The sequence below is a fragment of the Epibacterium sp. HA2-3 genome (assembly GCF_055693725.2).
On sequence record NZ_JBVFUL020000002.1, the window covers coordinates 506655 to 530000 of the forward strand.

The 23346-nt window shown below is 59.7% G+C and carries 16 protein-coding genes, 1 tRNA gene and 2 rRNA genes (1 of these 19 cut by a window edge); 8 read left to right on the forward strand and 11 right to left on the reverse strand.

The window, feature by feature from the left end:
• Positions 1–6 precede the first annotated feature (6 nt).
• A complete protein-coding gene (locus tag ACZ1HH_RS16930) occupies positions 7–1572 on the reverse strand; it encodes a CRTAC1 family protein (protein ID WP_472635450.1) in 1566 nt (521 codons plus the stop codon).
• Positions 1559–2773: an ROK family protein gene (locus ACZ1HH_RS16935; RefSeq protein WP_168610311.1), complete on the reverse strand. Its 1215-nt coding sequence runs from the start codon at positions 2771–2773 to the stop codon at positions 1559–1561. Before ACZ1HH_RS16935 ends, ACZ1HH_RS16930 begins: the two co-directional genes overlap by 14 nt.
• 185 nt (positions 2774–2958) lie before the next feature.
• On the opposite strand from ACZ1HH_RS16935, the gene xylF reads away from it, so the two are divergent.
• The 6 genes from xylF (at position 2959) to ACZ1HH_RS16965 (ending at position 13230) form a co-directional block, all read left to right on the forward strand.
• Positions 2959–3987, forward strand: a complete 1029-nt coding sequence (xylF, locus tag ACZ1HH_RS16940) for a D-xylose ABC transporter substrate-binding protein (RefSeq protein WP_011536794.1) — start codon at positions 2959–2961, stop codon at positions 3985–3987.
• An 85-nt stretch (positions 3988–4072) separates the two neighbouring features.
• A complete protein-coding gene (locus ACZ1HH_RS16945) occupies positions 4073–5371 on the forward strand; it encodes a sugar ABC transporter permease (RefSeq protein ID WP_011536795.1) in 1299 nt (432 codons plus the stop codon).
• Positions 5371–6162 (forward strand): ATP-binding cassette domain-containing protein, encoded by a 792-nt coding sequence (locus ACZ1HH_RS16950; RefSeq protein ID WP_472635451.1) that lies wholly within the window; start codon positions 5371–5373, stop codon positions 6160–6162. Before ACZ1HH_RS16945 ends, ACZ1HH_RS16950 begins: the two co-directional genes overlap by 1 nt.
• Positions 6163–6344: 182 nt before the next feature.
• Complete coding sequence (locus ACZ1HH_RS16955; RefSeq protein WP_472635452.1) at positions 6345–8594, forward strand: methyl-accepting chemotaxis protein; 2250 nt, start codon at positions 6345–6347, stop codon at positions 8592–8594.
• A 709-nt stretch (positions 8595–9303) separates the two neighbouring features.
• Complete coding sequence (locus ACZ1HH_RS16960; RefSeq protein ID WP_011536798.1) at positions 9304–10464, forward strand: ABC transporter substrate-binding protein; 1161 nt, start codon at positions 9304–9306, stop codon at positions 10462–10464.
• 108 nt (positions 10465–10572) lie between these two features.
• The gene (locus tag ACZ1HH_RS16965; RefSeq protein ID WP_472635454.1) at positions 10573–13230 is read left to right on the forward strand and encodes a methyl-accepting chemotaxis protein; all 2658 of its coding nucleotides are present in this window, start codon (positions 10573–10575) and stop codon (positions 13228–13230) included.
• A 122-nt stretch (positions 13231–13352) separates the two neighbouring features.
• Here the strand turns inward: ACZ1HH_RS16965 and ACZ1HH_RS16970 are convergent, their stop codons facing one another.
• The 5 genes from ACZ1HH_RS16970 to ACZ1HH_RS16990 form a co-directional block, all read right to left on the reverse strand.
• Positions 13353–13847: a P-loop nucleotide/nucleoside kinase family protein gene (locus ACZ1HH_RS16970; RefSeq protein ID WP_011536800.1), complete on the reverse strand. Its 495-nt coding sequence runs from the start codon at positions 13845–13847 to the stop codon at positions 13353–13355.
• Positions 13848–14025: 178 nt separating this feature from the next.
• Positions 14026–14829 carry a LuxR family transcriptional regulator gene (locus ACZ1HH_RS16975; RefSeq protein ID WP_472635455.1) on the reverse strand — a complete coding sequence of 268 codons (804 nt, stop codon included), beginning with the start codon at positions 14827–14829 and terminating at the stop codon, positions 14026–14028.
• A gap of 141 nt (positions 14830–14970) precedes the next feature.
• Entirely contained in the window at positions 14971–15945 is a 975-nt protein-coding gene (locus ACZ1HH_RS16980) for a hypothetical protein (protein WP_472635456.1), read from the reverse strand.
• Between the two features lie 76 nt (positions 15946–16021).
• Positions 16022–16858: a hypothetical protein gene (locus ACZ1HH_RS16985; protein WP_472635457.1), complete on the reverse strand. Its 837-nt coding sequence runs from the start codon at positions 16856–16858 to the stop codon at positions 16022–16024.
• A 282-nt stretch (positions 16859–17140) separates the two neighbouring features.
• Positions 17141–18088, reverse strand: a complete 948-nt coding sequence (locus ACZ1HH_RS16990) for a DMT family transporter (protein ID WP_472635458.1) — start codon at positions 18086–18088, stop codon at positions 17141–17143.
• A gap of 44 nt (positions 18089–18132) precedes the next feature.
• On the opposite strand from ACZ1HH_RS16990, the gene ACZ1HH_RS16995 reads away from it, so the two are divergent.
• Complete coding sequence (locus ACZ1HH_RS16995) at positions 18133–19020, forward strand: LysR family transcriptional regulator (RefSeq protein ID WP_472635459.1); 888 nt, start codon at positions 18133–18135, stop codon at positions 19018–19020.
• A 49-nt stretch (positions 19021–19069) separates the two neighbouring features.
• Here the strand turns inward: ACZ1HH_RS16995 and ACZ1HH_RS17000 are convergent, their stop codons facing one another.
• On the reverse strand, positions 19070–19945 hold the full coding sequence (locus ACZ1HH_RS17000; RefSeq protein ID WP_472635460.1) for a LysR family transcriptional regulator: 876 nt from the start codon (positions 19943–19945) through the stop codon (positions 19070–19072).
• 114 nt (positions 19946–20059) lie between these two features.
• On the opposite strand from ACZ1HH_RS17000, the gene ACZ1HH_RS17005 reads away from it, so the two are divergent.
• A complete protein-coding gene (locus ACZ1HH_RS17005; RefSeq protein WP_472635461.1) occupies positions 20060–20650 on the forward strand; it encodes an HD domain-containing protein in 591 nt (196 codons plus the stop codon).
• A gap of 212 nt (positions 20651–20862) precedes the next feature.
• On the opposite strand, the gene ACZ1HH_RS17010 is transcribed toward ACZ1HH_RS17005, so the two are convergent.
• From ACZ1HH_RS17010 to ACZ1HH_RS17020, 3 genes are all read right to left on the reverse strand, one after another.
• Positions 20863–20939, reverse strand: a tRNA-Met gene (locus ACZ1HH_RS17010).
• Between the two features lie 51 nt (positions 20940–20990).
• Positions 20991–21105 (reverse strand): 5S ribosomal RNA (gene rrf, locus ACZ1HH_RS17015).
• 153 nt (positions 21106–21258) lie between these two features.
• Positions 21259–23346 (reverse strand): 23S ribosomal RNA (locus tag ACZ1HH_RS17020) (it continues 745 nt past the right edge of the window).

A 23346-nucleotide genomic window follows, 5' to 3' on the forward strand; every position in this document is an offset into this window, starting at 1 on the left:
CCTTCGTTAGTCCTCGGGCGTCGGCAAGCGTCCGGGACGGAGCAAAAGCCGCTGATTGGCCTTCACGGTCGACCAATCCGACACCTGTCCATCGGGCCAGGTCACGCGCAGATCGACCGTTTCCACCCCGCCAAGACCAAAATGCAGATCGCCCAGATCGCCGCCCGCATGTCCGCCGCCGATCGTCACTTCGCGCAGGTAGGTGCGATCGCCAGCCGTGACTTCGACAAAGGCGCCGATGGCGTCCCGGTTGGGCCCCTCTGCGCTGAGGCGCAGCAGCAGCCAGTTGCTGCCCGTCGCATCCACAGGGCCTCTGTTTTGCCAAACCTCGAGCGGGGCGCGGCGATTGACCACCGCCATATCGAGCAATCCATCGCGGTTGAGATCAACCAGAGCGCCCCCGCGCCCGCGCTGAAGGCTTGCGATCCCCGCCTCTGCGCCGGCTTCGGTGAACAGGCCGTCCTGTTGCTGCAACATCAGGTTATTGGGGTCTTTCTGGGCGGCATCGGGCATCTGTTCCACGTTGCCCTTGGTCACAAAAATATCGTCCAGCCCGTCGTTGTTCACATCGCCAAAGGCGGCGTGCCAGCCGGTCGAGGGGCGCCCATCGCCGCCCGTATAGGGCCGATGTGCGGTAGTGCCAAACCCATAGGTGACATCCTCCCAGACCGGCCCCTCGGCCTCGGGGTTGCGCAGTTGAAACTTCTGATCGCCCATGGACGTCAGATAGACATCCGCAAACCCGTCGCCATTCATGTCGCGCGAGGCGATGCCCATGCCCCAGAGCGCATAGGGCTTCCAGCCTTCGGCCTCGGTATAGAGCCGCGGGGTGGCCTCCATCGCCCACATCTGTTCCTGCCCGCCGCGCACATAATAGTGCCGGTCGTTCGACAGCCGCAGATCGGCGCGGCCTGTCCGGTTCCAGTCGCTGAACAGCACCGAGAGCGCGCAATAGCCCGGCGACAGCGCCTCGGGGGGGCCGTATTTGTCGCCGCTGGGGCGATAGAGCAGCGTATCATCGCAGGTGCCAAACGGCCCTTCGGGGTTGGCGCGGTCCACATAGGTGCCAAAGGCCAGCGTCGGCAGGGTGTTCTCGCCCTCCCAGGTGGCGGAAAAACCCGTGGTCCAGTGATCGCCGCTCTGAAAGCTCAGTCCCTGAAAGGGTTGAAAGGCGCAGCCCCCCTGCCCTTGCAACAACAGATCCGCCCCGGCCCGCATCACCGCCAGATCAAGATGGCCATCGCCATCAATGTCGATGGGATAGGCCCCGGTCACGCCGGTCAGGGCCAGCGCCTCGGGCGTGGCCGTCTGAAAAGAAAGCGCGCCGTCCGCGCCGGTGGTGTTGAAGAACAACTGGGCCGGGGTCTCGCCACCAGCGGCATAGAGCTCCGGCAGAGCGTCGCCGTTGCAGTCGAACACCGCCAGACCGCCGCCCACGTAGTGTTCCCAGCCGCCGCTGTAGATATGTTCACCCATCTCGATCGGAGTAAACCGGGGGATCTGCGGGTCGGCCTGCGCCACCGAAGCAAACAGGGCCGCCACAGGCCAAACGAACGTCTCAGGCCGCCGCATTTGCAAGCTCCCGCACGGTGCGCGCTGTCACCTCTTCGAGCGCATAGGCCGCCGCCCCCTTGGCCCACATCAGATCGCCCCAGTCATGGACCATGACCTCTGGCAGCGGGGCATCCACCTGCACCACCCACTGACGCATCTCCTCGATGAGCTTGTCGGAATAGAGATAGTCGAATGACAACCGGGCCCCCGCGAGGATGATCTTGCTCGGGTCAAAAATGTTGACGACATTTGCCAACCCCATCGCAAACATCCGCCGCGCGCGGTCAAGGATGGACTTGGCCACCACATCGCCATTTTCAGCCGACTGAAACAGTGAGGCGATGGTGGTGTGGCGTTCACTGCCGCTCGAAATATTCGCCTCGCGCAGGAGCGCGTAATCGCCCACATAGGCCTCCAGGCAGCCGCGTTGCCCGCATTGGCACAGCGCCCCTTCGAGATGGACCTTGGTGTGACCCAATTCGGCGCCGCAGCCGCGGGTGCCGCGATAGATCTGCTGGTCGATCACGATCCCCATGCCAACGCCGTGTTCGATGGTGATGACAATGAAGTTGTCGCAGGTGCGCCCCTCGCCAAAAAGATGTTCGGCCTTGGCCACGAGGTTTGCGTCATTGTCCAGAAACACCGGACAGGGCAGCTCGGCACTGATGGCGGCAGTGAAGGCGACATTGCGCTCCTCGAGCGAGGAGGACCAATAGATAAAGCCCCGGTCCGCATCCATCATCCCGGCCATTCCGAGACCGACACCGGAGAGATCCTCGATGCTGAAGCCGCCTTTCTCGCAGGTGAGTTCAAGCGCGCGGCGGATCTGCGCGCACAGTTCGGGCACCGGCATCGTGCCCTGCACCAGCGGCATCTCGTGGCTGGCAAGTTCCTGTCCGACAAAATCAGTAATCACGGTGGAGATCACATGATGGGAGACCTTGAGACCGGCGATCAGGCGCGCCGCGCCGCGCAGACGCAGAGCCACACGCGGACGTCCCCGGCGCGCACCGGGCGCCAGCTCGGGCGCGATCTCTTCGATCAGGCCCGCGGCCAGCAACTCGGCGGTGATCGCGGTCACCGTCGCCGGGCTCATGCCTGTGGCCTGGGCGATGTCGATGCGGGCGATGCTTTCCTGCGCGCGGATCACATCCAGTATCTGCTGGCGCCCGCTTTCGCGTTGCTCGCTGCTCGGCGTCAGCCGTCCTGATCGTGCCAATTCAAAGCTCCTCCCTCGCCGCCCGCCAAAAGGCGCTCGCTTATGCCACCTTGGGCACGCCGCGGCAATCTCTCCCTGTGAGAAAGGATACATGATTTAATTTGAAACTCAAAAAAAATATTGCTACAGATGATTCACAGTGTCGGCCAAGATCCAAAACGGCCCACACGCCAAGGGAGGAAAATATGAAATTTTTGAACGGACTGTCCGTCATCGCGCTGAGCGCCTTTGCTGCATCTTCGGCTTTTGCCGCTGATCTGACCGTAGGCGTCAGCTGGTCGAACTTTCAGGAAGAGCGCTGGAAAACCGACGAAGCCGCGATTGTTGCCGCACTGGAGGAAGCAGGCGCCGAGTATATCTCTGCTGATGCGCAGTCTTCCTCTGCCAAGCAGCTTTCCGACATCGAGAGCCTGATCGCACAGGGTGTGGATGCGCTGATCATCCTCGCACAGGACGCACAGGCCATCGGCCCCGCCGTGCAAGCGGCTGCGGACGAGGGTATCCCGGTTGTGGCTTACGACCGCCTGATCGAGGACAATCGCGCCTTTTACCTGACCTTCGACAACGTCGAAGTGGGCCGGATGCAGGCCCGCGCCGTGCTCGAGGCGATGCCCAAGGGCAACTACGTCATGATCAAAGGCTCGCCCACAGACCCCAACGCTGACTTCCTGCGGGGCGGTCAGCAAGAGGTGATCCAGGCGGCAGTCGACGCCGGTGACATCAAGATCGTTGGCGAAGCCTACACGGACGGCTGGCTGCCCGCCAACGCACAGCGCAACATGGAGCAGATCCTGACCGCCAACGACAACAAGGTCGACGCGGTTGTGGCCTCCAACGACGGCACCGCTGGCGGTGTGGTTGCAGCGCTCACCGCGCAGGGCATGGACGGCATCCCGGTGTCCGGTCAGGACGGCGACCACGCCGCGCTGAACCGCGTCGCCAAGGGCACCCAGACCGTTTCCGTCTGGAAAGACGCCCGTGACCTCGGCAATGCGGCAGGTGAGATCGCCGTGGCTCTGGCCGGTGGCACCGCGATGGAAGAAATCAGCGGCGCGACCTCCTGGACCTCTCCGGCAGGCACCACCATGACCGCACGGTTCCTCGCACCGATGCCGGTGACCAAAGAGAACCTCTCTGCGGTTGTGGATGCAGGCTGGATCACACAGGAAGCCCTGTGCCAGGGTGTCGAAAACGGCCCGGCCCCCTGCAACTGATCTGACCTGAACTGATCGGGTGGTCCGACATGGCTCGGACCATCCCCCCTACTTTGTTACTTGTCGCTGAATACTGGAGCCGGATATGACCGACACCACGTCTCAGCCAATCACCCCACAAAACAAGCGCAATCTCTTCCAGCAGCTTGAGCTGGACGTGCGGCTATTGGGTATGATTGGCGCCTTTATCATCCTCTGCATCGGGTTCAATCTGGTGACCGACGGGCGGTTCTTGACCCCGCGCAACATCTTCAACCTGACGATTCAGACGGTTTCCGTGGCGATCATGGCCTCTGGCATGGTGTTTGTGATCGTTACCCGCCACATCGACCTGAGCGTCGGCGCATTGCTCGCGACTTGCTCCGCAGTGATGGCGATGACGCAAACCGAATTTGTGCCACATGTTCTCGGGCTTGGTCTCAACCACCCGATCACATGGATCGTGGCAGTCGTGGTGGGTCTGGTCACGGGCACGCTGATCGGTGCCTTTCACGGCTGGATGGTCGGCTATCTGACAATCCCGGCCTTTATCGTGACGCTTGGTGGCTTTCTCGTCTGGCGCAACGTGGCGTGGTATCTGACCGACGGGCAGACCATCGGCCCGCTCGATTCCACCTTCATGATGTTTGGCGGCACAAATGGCACCCTTGGCACCTCGCTGAGCTGGATTCTGGGGCTGGTGGCCACGGCGCTGGCGCTCCTGACACTCTGGAACAGCCGCCGTGCAAAGCTCGCGCATGAATTCCCAGTAAAACCGCTCTGGGCCGAAGGCGCCTTGGCGCTGATCATCTCCGGCTCGATCTTGGGCTTTGTGGCGATCCTCAACGCCTATGAGATCCCCTCGCGTCGTCTGGCGCGCATGTTCGAGGCCCGTGGCGAAGTGATGCCCGAAGGCTTCACCCAAGGCTACGGCCTGCCGATCTCGGTGCTGATCCTGATTGCGGTGGCCGTGGTCATGACCCTGATCGCACGCCGCACCCGGTTGGGTCGCTATATCTTCGCCACCGGCGGCAATCCGGATGCGGCAGAGCTCTCGGGGATCAACACCCGCATGCTCACCGTGAAGATCTTTGCCATCATGGGCTTTCTCTGTGCACTCTCGGCAGTCGTGGCCTCGGCCCGTCTGGCGAACCACTCCAACGATATCGGCACCCTGGACGAACTGCGCGTCATCGCGGCAGCCGTCATTGGCGGCACCGCGCTCTCGGGTGGGTTTGGCACCATCTATGGCGCTATCCTCGGCGCACTCATCATGCAAAGCCTTCAGTCCGGCATGGCCATGGTGGGTGTCGACGCCCCGTTCCAGAACATCGTTGTGGGCACCGTGCTGGTCGCGGCCGTCTTCATCGACATCATCTATCGCAAGCGTGTGGGGGCCAAGTAATGACCACTCCCAAGGAACTGCGCGCCCAAGGCGCGACCCCGATGGTGGAGATGAACAATATCTCCATTTCCTTTGGCGGCATCAAAGCGGTGGATGACGTCTCTGTCGATCTGCACCCGGGCGAGGTCGTCGGCCTTCTGGGCCACAATGGCGCGGGAAAATCGACCCTGATCAAGGTGCTTTCGGGCGCCTACAAGATGGACTCGGGCGAGATCCGCATCAACGGCAACAAGGTGGAGATCACCAACCCCCGCGATGCCCGCAGCCACAATATCGAGACGATCTATCAGACGCTTGCACTGGCGGACAATCTCGATGCGGCCTCGAACCTGTTTCTGGGGCGCGAGCTCGTGACCCCGCTGGGACTGGTCAATGACGCCGCGATGGAGGCCGAATGTCGCAAGATCATGGGCCGTCTCAACCCGAACTTTCGCAAGTTCAACGAGCCGGTCTCGGCGCTGTCGGGCGGCCAGCGGCAATCGGTGGCGATTGCACGGGCGGTCTATTTCAACGCCAAGATCCTGATCATGGACGAGCCCACAGCCGCGCTTGGTCCGCATGAAACTCAGATGGTGGCCGAGCTCATTCAGCAGCTGAAGGCGCAGGGGATCGGCATCTTCCTCATTGATCATGATGTGCATGCGGTGATGGAGCTCTGCGACCGGGCCTCGGTGATGAAAAACGGCCAGCTTGTCGGCACCGTGGACATCGACGATGTCACCGATGACGATTTGCTGTCGATGATCATCCTCGGCAAAAAGCCGGGTGAGGCCGCGCTCGAGGGACGCTGAGCCATCGATTCGACACAACGCGCGCCCCTGCGACGGTTTTCTGATCGCAAAATACGCATCAAAAACCAATGTTTGGGGCGTGTGTGCCCGCCAAAGACCCTCTGCCGGCGCTGTTTTAAACGTTTGGCAAGCCGCACCTGATACCAGCGAGGAAACAGCTGTATATTCAGGGCGCATCGATCATGAGCGATCTTCTAAAGACTGTAGCAGGCAAACTGGTTCTCGCGACCGGCATAGCCATCACCGTCATTCTGGCGGGCTACATCAGCATCAGTGGCTGGCGCGCATCGCACCAGGCGGATCAACAGGTGATGGAGCTGGCCACACAACAGGCCGGGGAAATCGCGCAGACCATCGCCGTTCAGGTGACGCAGGCAACCTCTGCCGGGGCCGCCGTGAGCGGCGCGCTTTCGGGCTATATGGCGGGCGGCAACGCCAACACCGCGGACGCGATCGAGCTGCTGCGTGGTGTGCCCACACAGTATGAGACGATCTTTTCCTCCTGGATGGCGGGCATGCCCGATGGGTCGACCGACGCTTTCCTGACCGGAGCTGAGGGGCGCAACGAGAGCGGCGTATTCACCCCCTACTGGACCAAAGCGGATCAGGGTGGGCTGGATTTCTCGACCTTTGACATCGACCCGACCTCGCAATGGTTTGCCGCCCCGATCGAAACATCCGCCAGCATCATCACAGAGCCATATCTCTCCTCCGAAGGGCGTCTGCTGACCTCTGTATCGGTGCCCGTCGTAGTCGAGGGCCAGACCGTCGGCGTTGCGGGCGTGGACATTGTCCTGACCGATCTCACCACGATGCTCGGCACGCTTGAAACCTTTGAGGGCGGGCGCGTCATGTTGGTGGACAGCAACGGCAAATGGCTGGCGAACCCGGATGTAGCGGACCTGACACAGCCCTACGACGAAACCGGTGCAGAGCTGGTGGAAGCCGCGCTTGCCGATGGCGCACCTCGGGTCATCACCGGGCTCCCGGATGGCGCGACGCGCCTTGTCTATCCGTTCACGGCACCGGGCATGAACACCACCTGGGCCACGATCCTCGATGTGCCGGCCGCGGTGTTCACCATCCCCGTGCGCGATGCGGTGCTCTCCTCTGTTTCAGGCGGCATATTGATCCTGCTGATGTCGCTTGGCACCATCTACTTTACCGCGCGCGCACTGGTGGGGCGGCCCCTGAGCGAAATGCTTTCCTCCGTCAACAAGCTGGCCTCCGGTCAATATGATGAGGCCGTGCAAGGCACGGAGCGCAAGGATGATGTCGGCACAATGGCCGCCTCGGTCGAAGCTCTGCGCGAACGTCTTCTGGAAAAAGAACATCTCGAACAGGAGCAGGACAAACAGCAAGCCGAACAGGCGCGCGTTGTCGACACCCTCGCCCAGAGCCTGCGGTCCCTCGCCAAAGGGGATCTGTCGCGCACCATCGACGAGGAATTCTCGGGCTCTTACGAGGCGCTGCGCGAAGATTTCAACCTGACCGTCAACACGCTCAATGACATGATGGCCACCCTCTCCGAGAGCATCATGGAAATTCGCGCGCGGTCTGATGAAATCAGCCTTGGCTCTGATGAACTGGCGCGCCGCACCGAAAGCCAGGCGGCCACGCTCGAAGAAACCGTCGCCGCGCTCGACGAAATGACCACCTCGGTCCGCTCGGCTGCGGATACCGCCGCCAATGTGGAGCGCAATATTTCCGAGACGCGCAAGAATGCAGAAACCTCTGGCGGCATTGTTCGCGATGCAGTGGTTGCCATGTCCGAGATCGAGAAATCCTCGGAGAAGATCAACCATATCATCAATGTCATTGAGGATATTGCCTTTCAGACCAATCTGTTGGCCCTGAATGCCGGGGTCGAGGCGGCGCGCGCCGGCGAGGTGGGACGCGGCTTTGCGGTTGTCGCCTCCGAGGTCCGCGGGCTTGCGCAGCGCTCTTCTGAGGCCGCGATGGACATCAAACAGCTGATTGAATCCAGCTCCGCTCAGGTCGCAAGCGGGGTGGGATTGGTCAACCGAGCAGGCGAGTCACTGACCGATATCGTCGACCGGGTTGCCCGTGTCGCCGACGAGATGTCCGAAATCGCTGCCGGGGCAAACGAGCAATCGGTTGGCCTTGGAGAGATCAACACCGGCGCCACGCAGCTTGATCAGGTGACACAGCACAACGCCGCGATGGTCGAAGAAACCTCTGCAGCCGCCGTGACACTGCAGCGCGAGGCCGCCTCACTTGAGCGTCAGGTGGGCCGCTTCACACTGCGCGCGCGCAGCTCCAAGCCGCAGGGTGCCGCAAAGCCCTCGGCTCAGACCATCAAGCGAGCAGATGCTGTCGCTGACTACAGCGCCCCGGAGGCAGACATGGCGGATTTTGACATCCAGCCTGACGTGCCCAAGGTGGCCAATGCCGGCTGGACCGACTTCTAAGCCATCCGAGCCTTCACGCGGAGCGGTGCGGACCCAGGTCCAGCACAGCTCCGCGTGGCACCTCCCTCGGATGCCCTCTTGTGATCGAGCCCGTCCGAGGTCGTACCAAGCTGCGACCGCTAATCAATCAGCCCAGCACTGCGGCTGCAGCCCGCGTGCGGCCCTTGATCCCACTAGCTTATCGGCGCCACACAATGCTCAATCGCCGTAGAACGGTCTCCTGGGTATTGATAAATATCAACAGCTTACACGACATTTTTCTGGAGCCCCGAACCCACAAAGGCAAAGGTCACCTTGTGAGCATCCATATGACGCTTACACCGCACCGTCTGCGTGCCAGCCATGGTTTGGAACCACACGCTGTGGCCTCTCTGTCGTGCTGAGGGATCTTCCGTCATGTGACACCATATCGGTGTACCTCCCGCGTATCTCGCGAATAGAGCGCCGCATCTGCGCGACGCGCCACGCCCCCATAAAGGTTCGGGCGGCAACCGGCTCACAGCTCAGGAGCGCCGAAAATTCCCTCCATATTTATCGAGGCCTTCACGACAGCCCGCCTTCGGAGGTCGCGCAAACCCGTTTTACGGGGGAAAGAAACTCAAATTTTAGGCAGAAAGCTGCGCCAGGACCCAAGCTGTAATCGTTTCCTTAACACCGCTGGGCAAACACTTCGGGACCAGGTTCATACCAGTCGATCGGAGTTTTTGTCATGTTTCTCAAGAAAACGATGCTTGCCGCTGCTGCGGCTTTGGCATTTCCCCTCATTGCGTCCGCCGAGCAAGGCGTGACTGGCGACAGTGTCACATTTGCACAGGTTGCCGCCTTTGATGGGCCAGCCGCTGCACTTGGCACCGGTATGCGCCTTGGCATTACCGCAGCCTTTGAGGAAGCAAACGCCGCAGGTGGTGTGCACGGGCGGATGCTAAAACTCGACAGTATGGATGACGGCTACGAGCCCGACCGCTCTGCCGCTTTGGTCAAGACCGTGATCGAAGGCAATGGCCATATTGGTCTGATTGGCGCGGTGGGCACCCCGACCTCCTCTGCGACGCAGCCCATCGCAACCGAGGCCAATGTGCCCTTCATCGGCCCCTTCACCGGCGCGGGCTTCTTGCGCGACGCCTCTCATGGCAACATCTACAATGTGCGCGCCAGCTATTTTGCGGAAACCGAAGCCTGGATCGAATATCTCGTCGATCAGCAAGGCATGAAGTCGATCGCGATCCTCTATCAGGACGACGGCTTTGGCCGCGTGGGGCTGAACGGCGTCACCGCTGCGCTTGAAAAACGCGGCATGAGCCTCGCGGCAGAAGGCACATATACCCGCAACACCACCGCCGTCAAAAAGGCGCTGCTGGCGATCCGCAAGGCGAAGCCCGATGCGGTGGTCATGGTCGGCGCCTATAAACCGGTGGCCGAATTCATCAAACTCGCGCGCAAAATGAAGCTCGACTCGGAGTTCGTGAATATCTCCTTTGTCGGCTCTGACGCTCTGGCACAGGAATTGGGCGAGCATGGCGAAGGTGTGATCATCAGCCAGGTGGTGCCCTTCCCGTGGGACATGTCGATCCCGGTTGTCGCGCAATATACCGAAGCCCTGAAGGCCGTGGATGCCGCCGCCAAGCCCGGCTTTGTGTCGCTTGAAGGCTATATCGTCGGTCGTCTCGCCATTGCCGGTCTCGAAGCCGCAGGCAAGGAGCTGACCCGCGACTCCTATCTTGCCGCTCTGGCAGGACTCTCCACGGTCGATCTCGGCGGTGTCAGCATGGTCTTTGGTGCGGACGACAACCAGGGCATGGATGACGTGTTCCTGACCCGTATCACGGCAGACGGCCAGTTCGAGCCCATCGTATCCGGCGGCGGCTCCTAAAGCACCCCGTTCTGAGATCCGCCGCCAGGCGGGTCTCCCCCGCACGCCAGGTTCCTGCCCTCTTCTTCGGTGGGAATAGCCAGCAGTTTCATAGTCGTAGGTGTTAGTATGTTGCGTCAAATCGGCCCCAAAGGAGCAAAGTTCCTGCGCCGCCTCAACCCGCTTTCCAGTATTCGCGGCAAGATTACATTCATTCTGCTGGCGTTGCTGATGATGGTCGGCGGCGCGGGCTATCTGATCCTTCAGTCGTTCGACCGCGTGTCACGCAGTGTCGGAGAAATGACGGAGCGTGACTTGCCGCAGCTCGCGCAGAGCAATGGTCTTATTCTGGCCGCCACCAAGACCAAGGATGCGATGATCGAAATCTTGATGTCGCAAAACCCCGAGGCCTTGGAAAACGCGGCGACCCATGTCGAGACGGCCTCGACCGAACTTGCATCTGCCGTCGCCGCGCTCCCCGCCGAGCAGCAGCAGGCCTTTGAGGCGGATCTGGCCAAAGTGGGCGCAACATTGCAGGCCTCGATCGACGCCCGCGCGACGTCCTTTGCCAATACAGACCAGCTCAATGCGATGACGCAGGATCTGCAGCGTCTGGCGGCGGACTTGCAGGCGGTCCTGCTGGAAACCGCAGATGACGCATATTTCAATACAGCGATGAAGGGCGAAGACACGATCACCTCGATCGAGGAGACGTTGTTTGATCTGGCTGAAAACAAGTTCGCCACCCTGCAAACCGTGTTGGAAATTCGCGCCGAAATCAACTTTCTCTCTGGCATCACTCTGGCGATGTCCTCCACCACCGATCGGTCGATGTTGTCGATCTTCGGCGATCTGGCGATCTCGTCGCGGGACCGGTTGTCTGGTGCGATCAGCTCCCTTGACGGGACCGATGCCGGTGCAACCGCTGGCGAGGACCTTGCCATGATCTCTGCCGCGCTCTCGGACGCGGTGGCGGCGGGGCGCGAGGGCCGCGCCGTTGACCGCGATGCGGTGCTTTCCACCCGGCGGGAGGCTGATGCGGTGCTGTCTTCGACAGTGGATGATCTCGTCTTTGAGCTGACAATTGCCGCCGACGATGCGGCAACCGGCAACCGAGATGCGATCCAGGGGCTGCTCGACAACGAAGTTGCCTTCCTCAACCGGCTGCTGGAGATCAGTTCCTGGCTCAGCGCCTTCCAGATCGAAGCCCTGAAAATCGCAACCGCGCAGACTTTTGAACAGGCTGAGGTTGCCTCAAAAGCAATGCAGGCCGCCTCGGGCGCCCTGGCGGGCTTTAGCGAGTTTGGCGGTGGTATCCTTGCGGACCAGATCGCGCAGATGGCGGCCATGGCGGATCCGGACACAGGCCTTGCCGCCTTTCGGATCAAGTCCCTCGAAGCCAATCAGGCTGCAACCGAGGCGGCTTCGGCCACTGTGAATGCAGTGCTGCAGATCGCCGGTCAGGCCTCCCTGCGCGGATTGGAAAGCCAGACCACGATCACCAATCAGGCTCTGGGCATCGCCGCGGACGCGACCGAGGTGCAAGCCAACCTGCAGACGATTGGCTGGATCGCACTGGCCTTCGTGGGTGTCGCACTCCTTCTCAGCCACGTCCTGATCATCCGCCCGCTCAATGCGATCAGCCTCACCACCGAGCGGCTGTCACAGGGCGACATGAGCCCAGTGACCGGCTTCAACCGGGCCAGCGACGAAATTGCACGGATCGCGCGCGCGTTGACCGTGTTCCGCGACGGACTGGTCGAAAAAGAAGAACTCACCCGGATCGCCGATGAGGAACGGGCCGAAAACCAGGCCCGTCAGACCGCCGCTGTCGAAGCGATTGGCATGGGGCTGGCACGCCTCGCCCGAGGCGACCTGACCTATCGCATCGATCAGGAGCTCACCGAGGGTTACGCCCAGCTCAAGGAAGACTTCAACAGCACGGCGCAGACCTTGAACATGACGGTTGTGGACGTGGTGCAGCTGGCGGATTCGATCCGCAATGGCTCGTCCGAGATCAGCCAGGCCTCTGATGATCTCTCGCAACGCACCGAAAGCCAGGCCGCGACGCTGGAAGAAACCGCCGCCGCGCTCGAGGAGTTGACTGCCAGTGTGCGCTCTGCCGCAGAGGGCGCGCGGGATGCGGAAAACACCACGAACAAGGCACGCGAGCAAGCCACCCAGAACGGTCAGGTCGTCGAGCAGGCCGTCACCGCCATGCAGGAGATCGAGAGCAGTTCGAGCCAAATCGAACAGATCATCGGCGTGATTGACGACATCGCCTTTCAGACCAACCTGCTGGCATTGAATGCCGGCGTCGAAGCGGCGCGGGCGGGCGAAGCCGGGCGCGGTTTTGCTGTGGTGGCCTCCGAGGTGCGCGGCCTCTCGCAACGCACAACCGAAGCCGCACGCGACATCAAGGAGCTGATTTCCAAGAGCAGCACCCAAGTCGAAGCCGGGGTGGATCTGGTCGGACGCGCCGGACAGGCGCTTGGCGACATCCTTGAACGGGTGACCCATATCTCGGGGCTGGTCAGCACGATTGCTGAATCGACTGACGAGCAGGCCACGGGGCTCGGTGAGGCCAATGTCGCGGTCTCACAGCTGGATCAGGTGACTCAGCAAAACGCTGCAATGGTCGAAGAAACCAACGCCGCCGGACAATTGCTGCGTCAGGATGCGGAGAAACTGGCGACCCTGATGGCGAACTTTACCGTGTCGTCAATCTCCTCGTCGGCGCAGGCTCCGGCAGAGCACGGGTCAAGCGCGCCAGAGCAGGCTGCGTGATCTACATCAGCCACTAAGTGAGATGCGCCACCCGGGCTGGCCTCGCCCGGGTGGCGCATGTGCTTTTCCTTACGGCCTCCGCTCAACCCCGGCAGCGCAGAACCCAAGGCCCTCGGCAGGGATCAGTCCGCGCCATGGATCACAAGGTTGAAGCCCTCGTCGGCGCCGGGGCGCGTAACATGCTGCATGAAGTCGTGAAATTGACTCTCCGTCACGGTGAAAGGGTGACTCCCCTCAGCATTGCGCCGCTGCAACCGCGCCAGACAGACATCATCGGATACATCAAGCACATGCAGGGCATGGTCAACGCCGGAGACCTCGACGATTTCCCTGAACCACTGCCGTTGAGCGGGTGTATTTGCCGCAAAATCGAGGACAACAGACACCCCCGACTGCAGCAGTGCGACCACATGCGGCGCCATCGTTGCGCGAAGGAGGCGACTGCAACGAATGTAGTCTTCCAAGGTCTGCAGCGCATCGCCAAAAAGGGTCTTGAGCCAGACATCCTCGGAAATCAGAACCGTCGCCGGCTCCGCAGCGAGCCGCTTGGCAAGCGTGGACTTCCCGGAGGCGATCTTACCAAAGATGATATGCAGCCGTGGCCCTGAATGATGCATCGTGCTGCCCTCCTGTTGGCGATATTGTCATGGATCAAAGAGCCGCGTGGCTTTCGGTTTGCTGCCCCAGCCCCCGGACAAAAGCGGTATGACGCCTGCGGCGGCGGGCGTCGAGTGCCGATAAATGCATATCGTGCCTATACCCGGTGATGAAGTCTCCGATACTGAGAAACCACCGTCACGTCCGACCAATCCCCCGGGGGAGAATATCGGCATCCTCGCGGTCAAAGGGGTCGCCTGATGGCTCCAGCAGCCCCAATGTGGCGGCCTTGGCAACCGCTTCGACGTCATTGCGCGCGCCCAGAGACCGGCGCACCCGCGCCATATGATTGTCGACCGTCTTGGGATTGTCGCGCTCGATCTGGTGCAAGATCTCTTTCACGCGCAGACCGCGCGCCTTCAGACGCAGCGCACGCAGGTTCATCTCGCTCAACCTGGTCTGCGCGATGGTTTCCTCTGCCCAGCTGGACGACACATGGAGATGGCGTGCCAGTGCTTCGATCAGCGTCCCGTACTTTCGGTATTTCTCATCGTGTTTTGCAGCATCGCCTTTGGGATCATAGAGACCAACAACGCCTTTGCGACCATTCGCATAGACAGGCAGGACCACGCCGCAATTTACAAAATCATGCACGCCTTCGATGACCTCTGCATAGGGCTTTGGAATGTCGTCCTGCCGCAGCATCTGGTAAAATTGGCTTTGCAAAATCGGGCGTTTGGTCACGGCGCCCATCATCATCGCAAGATCACGCCGCCCATACCCCTGTTTCTGGTAGATCTCTCGCCATTCCGAAGACATTCCCATGCGTTTTGCAATAAAATGATTGCTGATCGCCTGCGCGGAGCGCGCATCGAGAAAAATACCGTAGTTCACGCCCGCATACCCGAACTCACCTTCCATGAAATCGGCAAAAACACGATACTTCTGCTCGAGCGTCGGTGCCTCGAGGATCTGAGTCATGATCTTGGGAATGTCGGACATGAAGAGCGTTGTTTTCTAATTGACGGGATTTAACGAATCTAGCGGCGCAAACCAGAACTATAGTGCCTAATAAACTGTGGCTTATCCCGATCCTCAGGCTCTTGTTCAGTGACATCAGAGCGGCCTCAGAACGGGCGTGGGTTAAAACTTGGTCAGAATGAAATTGGCTCCAAAGGTCTTTTTGCGAAAATACTGAAGCGGGGAACGTGTGTCCGAATAGCTCAGATCGAATGCAAGCCTGTCGGTCAGCGGCACGGAAATGGTCACAGAGGCCGTGCGCTCATCCCGTTGCAGTCCGAGAAAGCCGCCGCCACTTGATGTGGAATATCGAAAAACCGTCGAAACCGGGCGCCCGATCATTGAATTGGTGATCTGCATATAGGCCGATTTGTCTTCACTATGTCCTTCCCCTTCGATACGCGTCATCAATCCAATTGCATAGGTCGCACGCGCGGTATTGACGTTATAGTTGGCGTGCACCTGCGTATAGTCTGCGTCATTTCCGTTGGTTTTAGACAGTCCCAATTGAAAAGACTTGGGGAATTTTCCGACATCAAACACCCTACCAATCGAAATGCGGGCCGTTTCAGTCTGGGTTTTGGACAATTCCGTTTTGGACAAACCCGCCGTCACACAGGCCTGCGCAAAGGTCCAGCTGGGCGCGTCATAGTGATAGCAGGCATTGGCCGTGGCGACCTGGCTGGCCAGATCATGTGCCAGCGCCCGGGTGTAGCGGGCCGAGAGCGCACCAGAGAGACGATGCCCCTGCGCCAGGTAATACTCGGCCCGAACACGGGCCATGACGCCCGCCTCCAGCCCGCCAATGGCGCGGTCTTTTTCCAGCACCGTGAACCTCAGGCCATTGATGTCCACAACATCATGGGGCACGCCGCCGTTGAGGTTTGAATCATACCCAAAGACCGGCATCACATTGAAGCGCCAAGTCCCCTTGGGGGCGGCCTCGACCTGACCAAACCGCACCAAAGGATCCTGCGGCACAAACACCGGGATCCCCGCAACCGCGAGCTTCATGCCATAATAGGTCCGCAAGCGTTCATCGGCTTTGACCCCTCCGGCAAGACACAGAGAGAGAAAAAGCACCAAAAGCTGCTTCATGGATCGCCTCGGAATTTCTGAAAAAAGGAAGGGAAGCGGAGACCCGCTTCCCATGACTGCAAAACAGAAGGATGGATCAGTTGTCCAAGGCGCCGATCATGCCGATGTTGGCGCCAAAGGGCTGGTTTGCATCCGTATAGGCGTGGCCTGTGATCAGCTCTGGCGCACTGGTACTGCCAGCCACGGCGGTGCTTCCGGCCAGGGACAGAAGCGCCTCGCCCGAGGCGCTCTGGGTTGCTGTCGTGAACACCACTGAGCCCGTGACCTGCTGGTTTGCAGCGTCATAGGTCAGGGTATTGCTGCCGCTGGCCTCATTGATAAAGGTCTGGGCGCTGGTCGGGTCATAGACGATCAGATCTGCCTGCCCGGTGCTGCCATTGACCACGATATTGACCGCGCCCTCTTCGTAGTTGACGCCATCGACCTCGCCATTCCACTGCCCCCAGTAGCCCACCGAGCCCACAACCGCAGCCGTCGCCGCGTTGCTGCCACGTGTCTCGATCGCCACCAGCGCATCACTTGGATCATAGAGCCGGTAGGTCTCTACCATTGCGCCATCAATGCCGCTGATCCGGTCGCGAGTGATTTTGTGGCCATTGGCCGCGATGGAGGCCACAACCGTACGCTCCACTTCGGTTTCCCAACGGTTCACGCCTTGCTGGGCCAGAACATCCACGCCATTGCTCAGCCCCGGCAGGGTCTTGTTGACCGTCGAGGGCGTATCGCCAGCTGCATTGTAGACGGCGACCACATCGTTGTAGCCCGCGTCTTTGGTCACAACCGCGCCCATCGGTGTGGTTCTGACCGTCAGTGCCTGTCCCGTCTGCGGCGTCGCAGTCGTTCCCCCGGTTGTGCCGCCGCCCGAGCAGGCAGCAACCAAAGGCAGCAAGGTCAGCATCATGTATTTTTTCATTTTTCCTCTCAAATCGTCATCCGTTGCAATGTGGATAAACCGCTTGAATGCCCCAGCATTTATGCCGCGCGTGCCGCATGGGCGCGCGAGGATCCACTTCCAGAAGTCGTTGGATAGCGGTGGGTTTGAGAGGGTTGAATATGGGGAATTCCCCATATCCGAGGGAGACATGCACAAGGGTGAGTTTGTGTAGGGGTTTGTTTTTGAACCGTTTTCGCGGTGCGCGATACATACGGATGCGTTCTGCACTGCCGAGGCCCTGAACCGATGCGACCCTCAGCCTCAGCCTCGGTTGGTGAGCGCGACACCGAGGATAACCACGCCGCCGCCAGCAAGCATCGCAGCGGTCAGGGGCTCATTCAGGATCACAAAACCCAGAAGCACGCCCGCACAGGGAACCAGATTGTTGAAAACCGCCGCCCGCCCGGCACCGAGCGCGCGGATGCCTTCGGAATACCAAACGAAGGGAACGACAGTCCCGCCAATCGCGAGATAAAAAAGCGCGGCGGCCACATCGAGGCGCAGGCCCTGTGGCGCAGGCCCGTGCCCAGACCAGTACATCGACCAGAGCAGAGCCCCCGCCAATATCGCAAACCCCCAGAGCGCGGCATATGTAGTCGCCGCCAGCGCGCTGAGCTGCCGCATCGCACTGCGACCAATCACCGTGTAGCCCACCCAACTCAGCACAGCGCCGCACATATAGGCCTCACCGCGCCCAAAATGCATCGAAACCTGCAGGAGATCGCCCTTGCTGATGACGACCAGTGCACCAAACAGCGCTACGAGAATGCCCGCGACCTGCCGCAGTGTCATCCTCTCCTGCCCGAGAACAGCCATGACAACGGTGACAGAGATCGGGTTGAAAGCCACAAACAATGCGGTGCGCGATGCGGGCATCTCGGTCAGCGCCGCAAAGAAGAACAGGTTGTAAGACACAACGCCGGTCAGACCGAGCCCGAGGGTCAGCCCCAGCTGGCTGAGGGTGAGGCGCGGCAGGCCGCCTTCGACGCAGCGGGTCAGCACAAGCAGGCAAAGCACGGCGATTCCAAACCGCCCCGTTGCCGAGGCCAGCGGATCAAGCTGTCCCGCCAATGCGCGCCCGGCCACAAAGGTGCCGCCCCAGAAAACCGCAGTTGCGGTGAGTTTTGCATATAGCGCCGCCGTGGGGAGCGGAAGCGCGGTATCGGGTGAGAAGGCCATCTGAACCACCATGAGAATCAAGATGGACATTCATTTTCACTTATGGAAACTAATACGCAAATTAGGATTTACTTATGACATTCGGTCAGCTCGAAATCTTCGTTGCACTTTCCGAGGCCCAGAGCTTTACCCTCACCGCACGCCGTCTCGGGATCAGTCAGCCTGCGGTGTCTCACGCGCTGAAATCTCTCGAGACCGCGCTGAATGTCAGCCTGTTCGACCGTCAGGGGTCGCAGATCGTGCTGACACCGATTGGAGCACAACTGCTTGAACGCGCGCGCGAAATTCTTGGCCTGTCGCGCACCATGCAACAGGAGGCGGCCTCTTTTCGCGGCTTGGACACCGGCAACCTGCGCATCGGCTCTTTTGGGGCAACATCTTCGTTGCAACTTCTTCCAGATCTCATGAGCGCGTTTCACCGCGCCTACCCCGGCATCGACGTGTTCATCGAGGAAGCCGCCGACGACATCATCGTCAAATGGCTCGAAGAACGCCGCATCGACATGGGATTTGTGGTGCTGCCAGATGATCGGTTTGAGACCATTCCGATTGCGACAGACCAATTTGTCGCCCTGGTGCCGAGACAGAGCGCACTTGCAAAACAGGAGCGCGTGACCCTGAGTGATCTGTGCAATGATCCCTTCATCATGCCTGAATCCGGGTCCGTCAAAATTGTGAGCGCGCTTTTTGCCGCTGCGGGACTTACACCCCAAACGCGCTACCGCACCTCGCAGCTTTTGAGCACGCTGTCGATGGTTGGCCGGGGCCAAGGTGTGTCTGTTGTTGCAGAGATGGCCGTTCCTGCGGCGCACCCAGACGCCCCTTGGGTCATCCGGCCCCTTTCGCCTGCGCATCCCCGCATGATCGGTCTCGCCCTTCATCCTACTGCGGTTCGCTCTCCGGCGGTCACGGCCTTTCTCAGGATTGCAAAGACTCTTCGGACCCGGCCCAGGGGCGCTTAAGGAGGCGACACAGGAGATCGGCAGACACAAGCACTGGTCGGCGCAAACGCTAGGACATGGTATCCAGAGCCACGACCGGCTCGCGGCTGCGCAGAGATCGTGCCGCTGTGGCAATTTGCGCTGTCAAATCTCCCAGTACCGAAGAAGGATGATAAACCGCGTTGCATGCCAGTTCCATCTCCGGGACGCCTTGAACCGGGAACAGCTGCCCGTTCTGGATGTCCTCGACAACCATCGAGACCGGAAAAAAGGCGATGCCCCCGCGTTTCCGGAGATAGCGAAGCCCCATCGCGCAGTTGCCCATCATGATATGCTGTCCGGCGTGGCCGGAAAGATGCCGCGCGACAAAGGCATCATACTGCCCGCCCAACTGGAAATTCATAAAAAGAGGCAGGTCGCTCTGTCCCAGATCAAAAGGCTCTGACCCCACAAGAACAAGCCTCTCGGCCGGGAGCGCAACGCCGGTCAGATCCGGGGCTGGCTGTTCATGGGTCAAGGCAAAATCCAGCACACCGTTGCGGATCGCATCCTGAACATTCATCTCATGATCGAAGTTGAGCGCAAGCGGCAGCGCGCCCAGGGTCTCTTCCACCCAGATCACGAGGTCCACAAGTTGCTGGTCCCAGATGCTGAGCTGCCCCCCGAGCCGCAAGGGTACGCGCCCAGCGTAGAAATGCCGCGCATCCTTGGAAATCGTGGTCCAGGTGCTGGCGATGGCCTCCGCTCCGGGCAAGAGGAAGCGTCCCGCCTCGGTGAGCTCCGCCCCCTGTCGCCCCCGTTCGAAGAGCCGCAGATCCAGCTCTTCTTCAAGCTGCCGGACCCGCGCACTGACGGCGGCCTGCGTCACGTTGAGTTGCCGCGCGGCGGCATGGAAATTTCCAAGCCGGGCCACCGCAAGAAAGGTCTGTATCTGGGCAAACGTCATATTTGATAAACATCTTCGATCATAGAGCCAAAATCAATTTGCTTTTTTTCTCATATCTCTGGACATACCGTCGATTGCACAGGAGCAGCCTGCCATCAGAGAAGGATACCGCGCATGCTTGATAAAACGCATCGGCCCACATGGACCCGCATGGAAGACGCGAGCAAAGAGGATTTTCTGGCCGTTATGGCCTATGACGATCACTTCAACGCGGGCTTGGTGGACCGCTTGATTGCGGCGTTGATCTCGCTTGACGAGGATTGGACGCCCTATCCGATCAATCGCTATCAGCACTCTCTGCAGGCCGCGAGCCGCGCCTATGAGGACGGCGCCGAGGAAGAGATAGTCGTTGCCGCCCTGATCCATGACATTGGCGATATTCTTTCACCGTACAATCATGGGGAAGTGGCCGCCGCAATTGCCAAGCCGTATATGTCGGAGAAAGCGTGCTGGATCCTCAAACATCACTGCGTTTTTCAGGGGTATTATTACAACCATCACCTCGGAGGAGATCGCCTCGCACGGGAGAGATACAAAGACAGCCCCTATTACGACGCCTGTGTGTACTTCTGCCATAATTACGATCAGAACGCGTTTGACCCTGCGTACGCGACCAAGCCTCTTGAGTTTTTCGAACCGATGTTGCGGCGGGTCTTTTCAAACGCGGGCGGGCATATGGAGTTGAACGAGACGCGGGACGCGTGAGGTTTTGGCCCTTTGGGGCCCTGACTTTTGCTTTCGTTCGCACCCTTTCGCGACCTGCGCCTTGGCCGCGCGTCGCGAAGGGGCGTCTAGCGGGTGTTTGGGGCTGTTATCTTCTGGGCTGCTACGGCTGACGGCGGGTGCGGAATGTCCAAACACGAAGAAGGCTCCGGGCGGCATGCCAGAAGCCTTTGATATTCAGGAGGAATTATCATTGGTTGCGGGAGTAGGATTTGAACCTACGACCTTCAGGTTATGAGCCTGACGAGCTACCTGGCTGCTCCATCCCGCGTTGTTTGTTTTGTTTTTTTGTTTAGAGAGGATTTATTTGGGTTCTTATTAGGTTTGGCGGTGCCCTACTCTCCCACACCTTAAGATGCAGTACCATCGGCGCAACAGCGCTTAACTTCCGGGTTCGGGAAGGGACCGGGTGTTTCGCTTGTGCTTTGGCCACCAAACCGAATAAGAACCCAACTGAGTTTTTGCTCAGGGTATCAACGTATTGATCGTCCTTTTTTTCAGGAGATCAACGTGTTGACCCTTTTATGAGGGTCAACGGGTTGTCCAAGTTTTGTTTTTGCTTTTTGGTTTTTGGCTGTCTTTTACTGGATCAGATCAAGCCAATCGGGCGATTAGTACCGGTCAACTGAACGCATTGCTGCGCTTACATCTCCGGCCTATTGACGTGGTGGTCTTCCACGGCCCTCAGGGATACCTTGTTTTGAGGGGGGCTTCCCGCTTAGATGCCTTCAGCGGTTATCCTTTCCGATCATAGCTACCCTGCACTACCGTTGGCACGATAACAGGTCCACCAGTGGATCGTTCACCCCGGTCCTCTCGTACTAGGGGCAACTCCTCTCAAGTATCCTACACCCACGGCAGATAGGGACCGAACTGTCTCACGACGTTCTAAACCCAGCTCACGTACCTCTTTAAACGGCGAACAGCCGTACCCTTGGGACCTGCTCCAGCCCCAGGATGAGATGAGCCGACATCGAGGTGCCAAACACTGCCGTCGATATGGACTCTTGGGCAGTATCAGCCTGTTATCCCCGGCGTACCTTTTATCCGTTGAGCGATGGCCCTTCCACTCGGGACCACCGGATCACTATGGCCGACTTTCGTCTCTGCTCGACTTGTCAGTCTCGCAGTCAGGCAGGCTTTTGCCATTGCACTCAACGAGCGATTTCCGACCGCTCTGAGCCCACCTTCGCGCGCCTCCGTTACGCTTTAGGAGGCGACCGCCCCAGTCAAACTACCCGCCACGCAGGGTCCCGGATCCCGGTAAGGGACCGCGGTTAGACATCAAGAGTGCGAAGGGTGGTATCTCAAGGATGGCTCCACAGGAACTAGCGTTCCTGCTTCGATGCCTACCACCTATCCTGCACATCACAATCCTGATGCCAGTGCGAAGCTGTAGTAAAGGTGCACGGGGTCTTTCCGTCTAACCGCGGGAAGCCTGCATCTTGACAGGCAATTCAATTTCGCTGAGTCGATGTTGGAGACAGCGGGGAAGTCGTTACGCCATTCGTGCAGGTCGGAACTTACCCGACAAGGAATTTCGCTACCTTAGGACCGTTATAGTTACGGCCGCCGTTTACCTGGGCTTCAATTCGGAGCTCTCACCCCTCCTTTTAACCTTCAGGCACCGGGCAGGCGTCAGACCCTATACGTCGTCTTGCGACTTCGCAGAGCCCTGTGTTTTTAATAAACAGTCGCCACCCCCTGGTTTGTGCCCCCGGATTCCACTTGCGTAGGACCCGGGCCTCCTTCTCGCGAACTTACGGAGGTATTTTGCCGAGTTCCTTCAACATCGTTCTCTCAAGCGCCTTGGTATTCTCTACCAGTCCACCTGTGTCGGTTTAGGGTACGGTCTGATGGAGGGCTATTTCCAGGGACCAATCAGCGGCCCGCCCAATCCGATAAGGGCGAACAACCTTCATGATCCGTCACATCCTCCTGGCCCAGGAATATTAACCTGGTTCCCATCGCCTACGCCTTTCGGCCTCGGCTTAGGGGCCGGCTTACCCTGCTCAGATTAGCTTTAAGCAGGAACCCTTGGACTTTCGGCGAGAGTGTCTCTCACACTCTTTGTCGCTACTCATGTCATCATTCTCGCTAGTGATCTCTCCACGGGATCGCTCACGCGCCCGCTTCATCGAAAGAACTGTTCCTCCAATGACCCCGAGGGGTCTAAGGAGGAGCTGTTCTATGTCACACTACGCTCTGCTACCATGCACTATGTGCATCCTCGGCTTCGGCTCATGGCTTGAGCCCCGTTACATCTTCGCCGCAGGACGTCTTATTTAGACCAGTGAGCTGTTACGCTATCTTTAAAGGATGGCTGCTTCTAAGCCAACCTCCTGGTTGTTTTGGACATCCCACCTGCTTTCCCACTTAGCCATGAATTAGGGGCCTTAGCCGGAGGTCAGGGTTGTTTCCCTCTCCACTACGGACGTTAGCATCCGCAGTGTGTCTGCCATCTAGTACTCCCGGGTATTCGGAGTTTGGTTAGGATCAGTAAGCCTGTGGGGCCCCATTACCCATCCAGTGCTCTACCCCCCGGGGTATTCGGATGACGCTCTACCTAAATAGATTTCGCAGAGAACCAGCTATCTCCGAGTTTGATTGGCCTTTCACCCCTAGGCACAACTCATCCCGACCTTTTTCAACAGGTGTGGGTTCGGACCTCCAGTGCG

Bases quoted from the DNA above. Each gene is read 5' to 3' on its own strand.
- ACZ1HH_RS16930 (WP_472635450.1), bottom strand. From the start codon at position 1,572: ATGCGGCGGCCTGAGACGTTCGTTTGGCCTGTGGCGGCCCTGTTTGCT.
- xylF (WP_011536794.1), top strand. From the start codon at position 2,959: ATGAAATTTTTGAACGGACTGTCCGTCATCGCGCTGAGCGCCTTTGCT.
- ACZ1HH_RS16945 (WP_011536795.1), top strand. From the start codon at position 4,073: ATGACCGACACCACGTCTCAGCCAATCACCCCACAAAACAAGCGCAAT.
- ACZ1HH_RS16950 (WP_472635451.1), top strand. From the start codon at position 5,371: ATGACCACTCCCAAGGAACTGCGCGCCCAAGGCGCGACCCCGATGGTG.
- ACZ1HH_RS16955 (WP_472635452.1), top strand. From the start codon at position 6,345: ATGAGCGATCTTCTAAAGACTGTAGCAGGCAAACTGGTTCTCGCGACC.
- ACZ1HH_RS16960 (WP_011536798.1), top strand. From the start codon at position 9,304: ATGTTTCTCAAGAAAACGATGCTTGCCGCTGCTGCGGCTTTGGCATTT.
- ACZ1HH_RS16965 (WP_472635454.1), top strand. From the start codon at position 10,573: ATGTTGCGTCAAATCGGCCCCAAAGGAGCAAAGTTCCTGCGCCGCCTC.
- ACZ1HH_RS16970 (WP_011536800.1), bottom strand. From the start codon at position 13,847: ATGCATCATTCAGGGCCACGGCTGCATATCATCTTTGGTAAGATCGCC.
- ACZ1HH_RS16975 (WP_472635455.1), bottom strand. From the start codon at position 14,829: ATGTCCGACATTCCCAAGATCATGACTCAGATCCTCGAGGCACCGACG.
- ACZ1HH_RS16980 (WP_472635456.1), bottom strand. From the start codon at position 15,945: ATGAAGCAGCTTTTGGTGCTTTTTCTCTCTCTGTGTCTTGCCGGAGGG.
- ACZ1HH_RS16985 (WP_472635457.1), bottom strand. From the start codon at position 16,858: ATGAAAAAATACATGATGCTGACCTTGCTGCCTTTGGTTGCTGCCTGC.
- ACZ1HH_RS16990 (WP_472635458.1), bottom strand. From the start codon at position 18,088: ATGTCCATCTTGATTCTCATGGTGGTTCAGATGGCCTTCTCACCCGAT.
- ACZ1HH_RS16995 (WP_472635459.1), top strand. From the start codon at position 18,133: ATGACATTCGGTCAGCTCGAAATCTTCGTTGCACTTTCCGAGGCCCAG.
- ACZ1HH_RS17000 (WP_472635460.1), bottom strand. From the start codon at position 19,945: ATGACGTTTGCCCAGATACAGACCTTTCTTGCGGTGGCCCGGCTTGGA.
- ACZ1HH_RS17005 (WP_472635461.1), top strand. From the start codon at position 20,060: ATGCTTGATAAAACGCATCGGCCCACATGGACCCGCATGGAAGACGCG.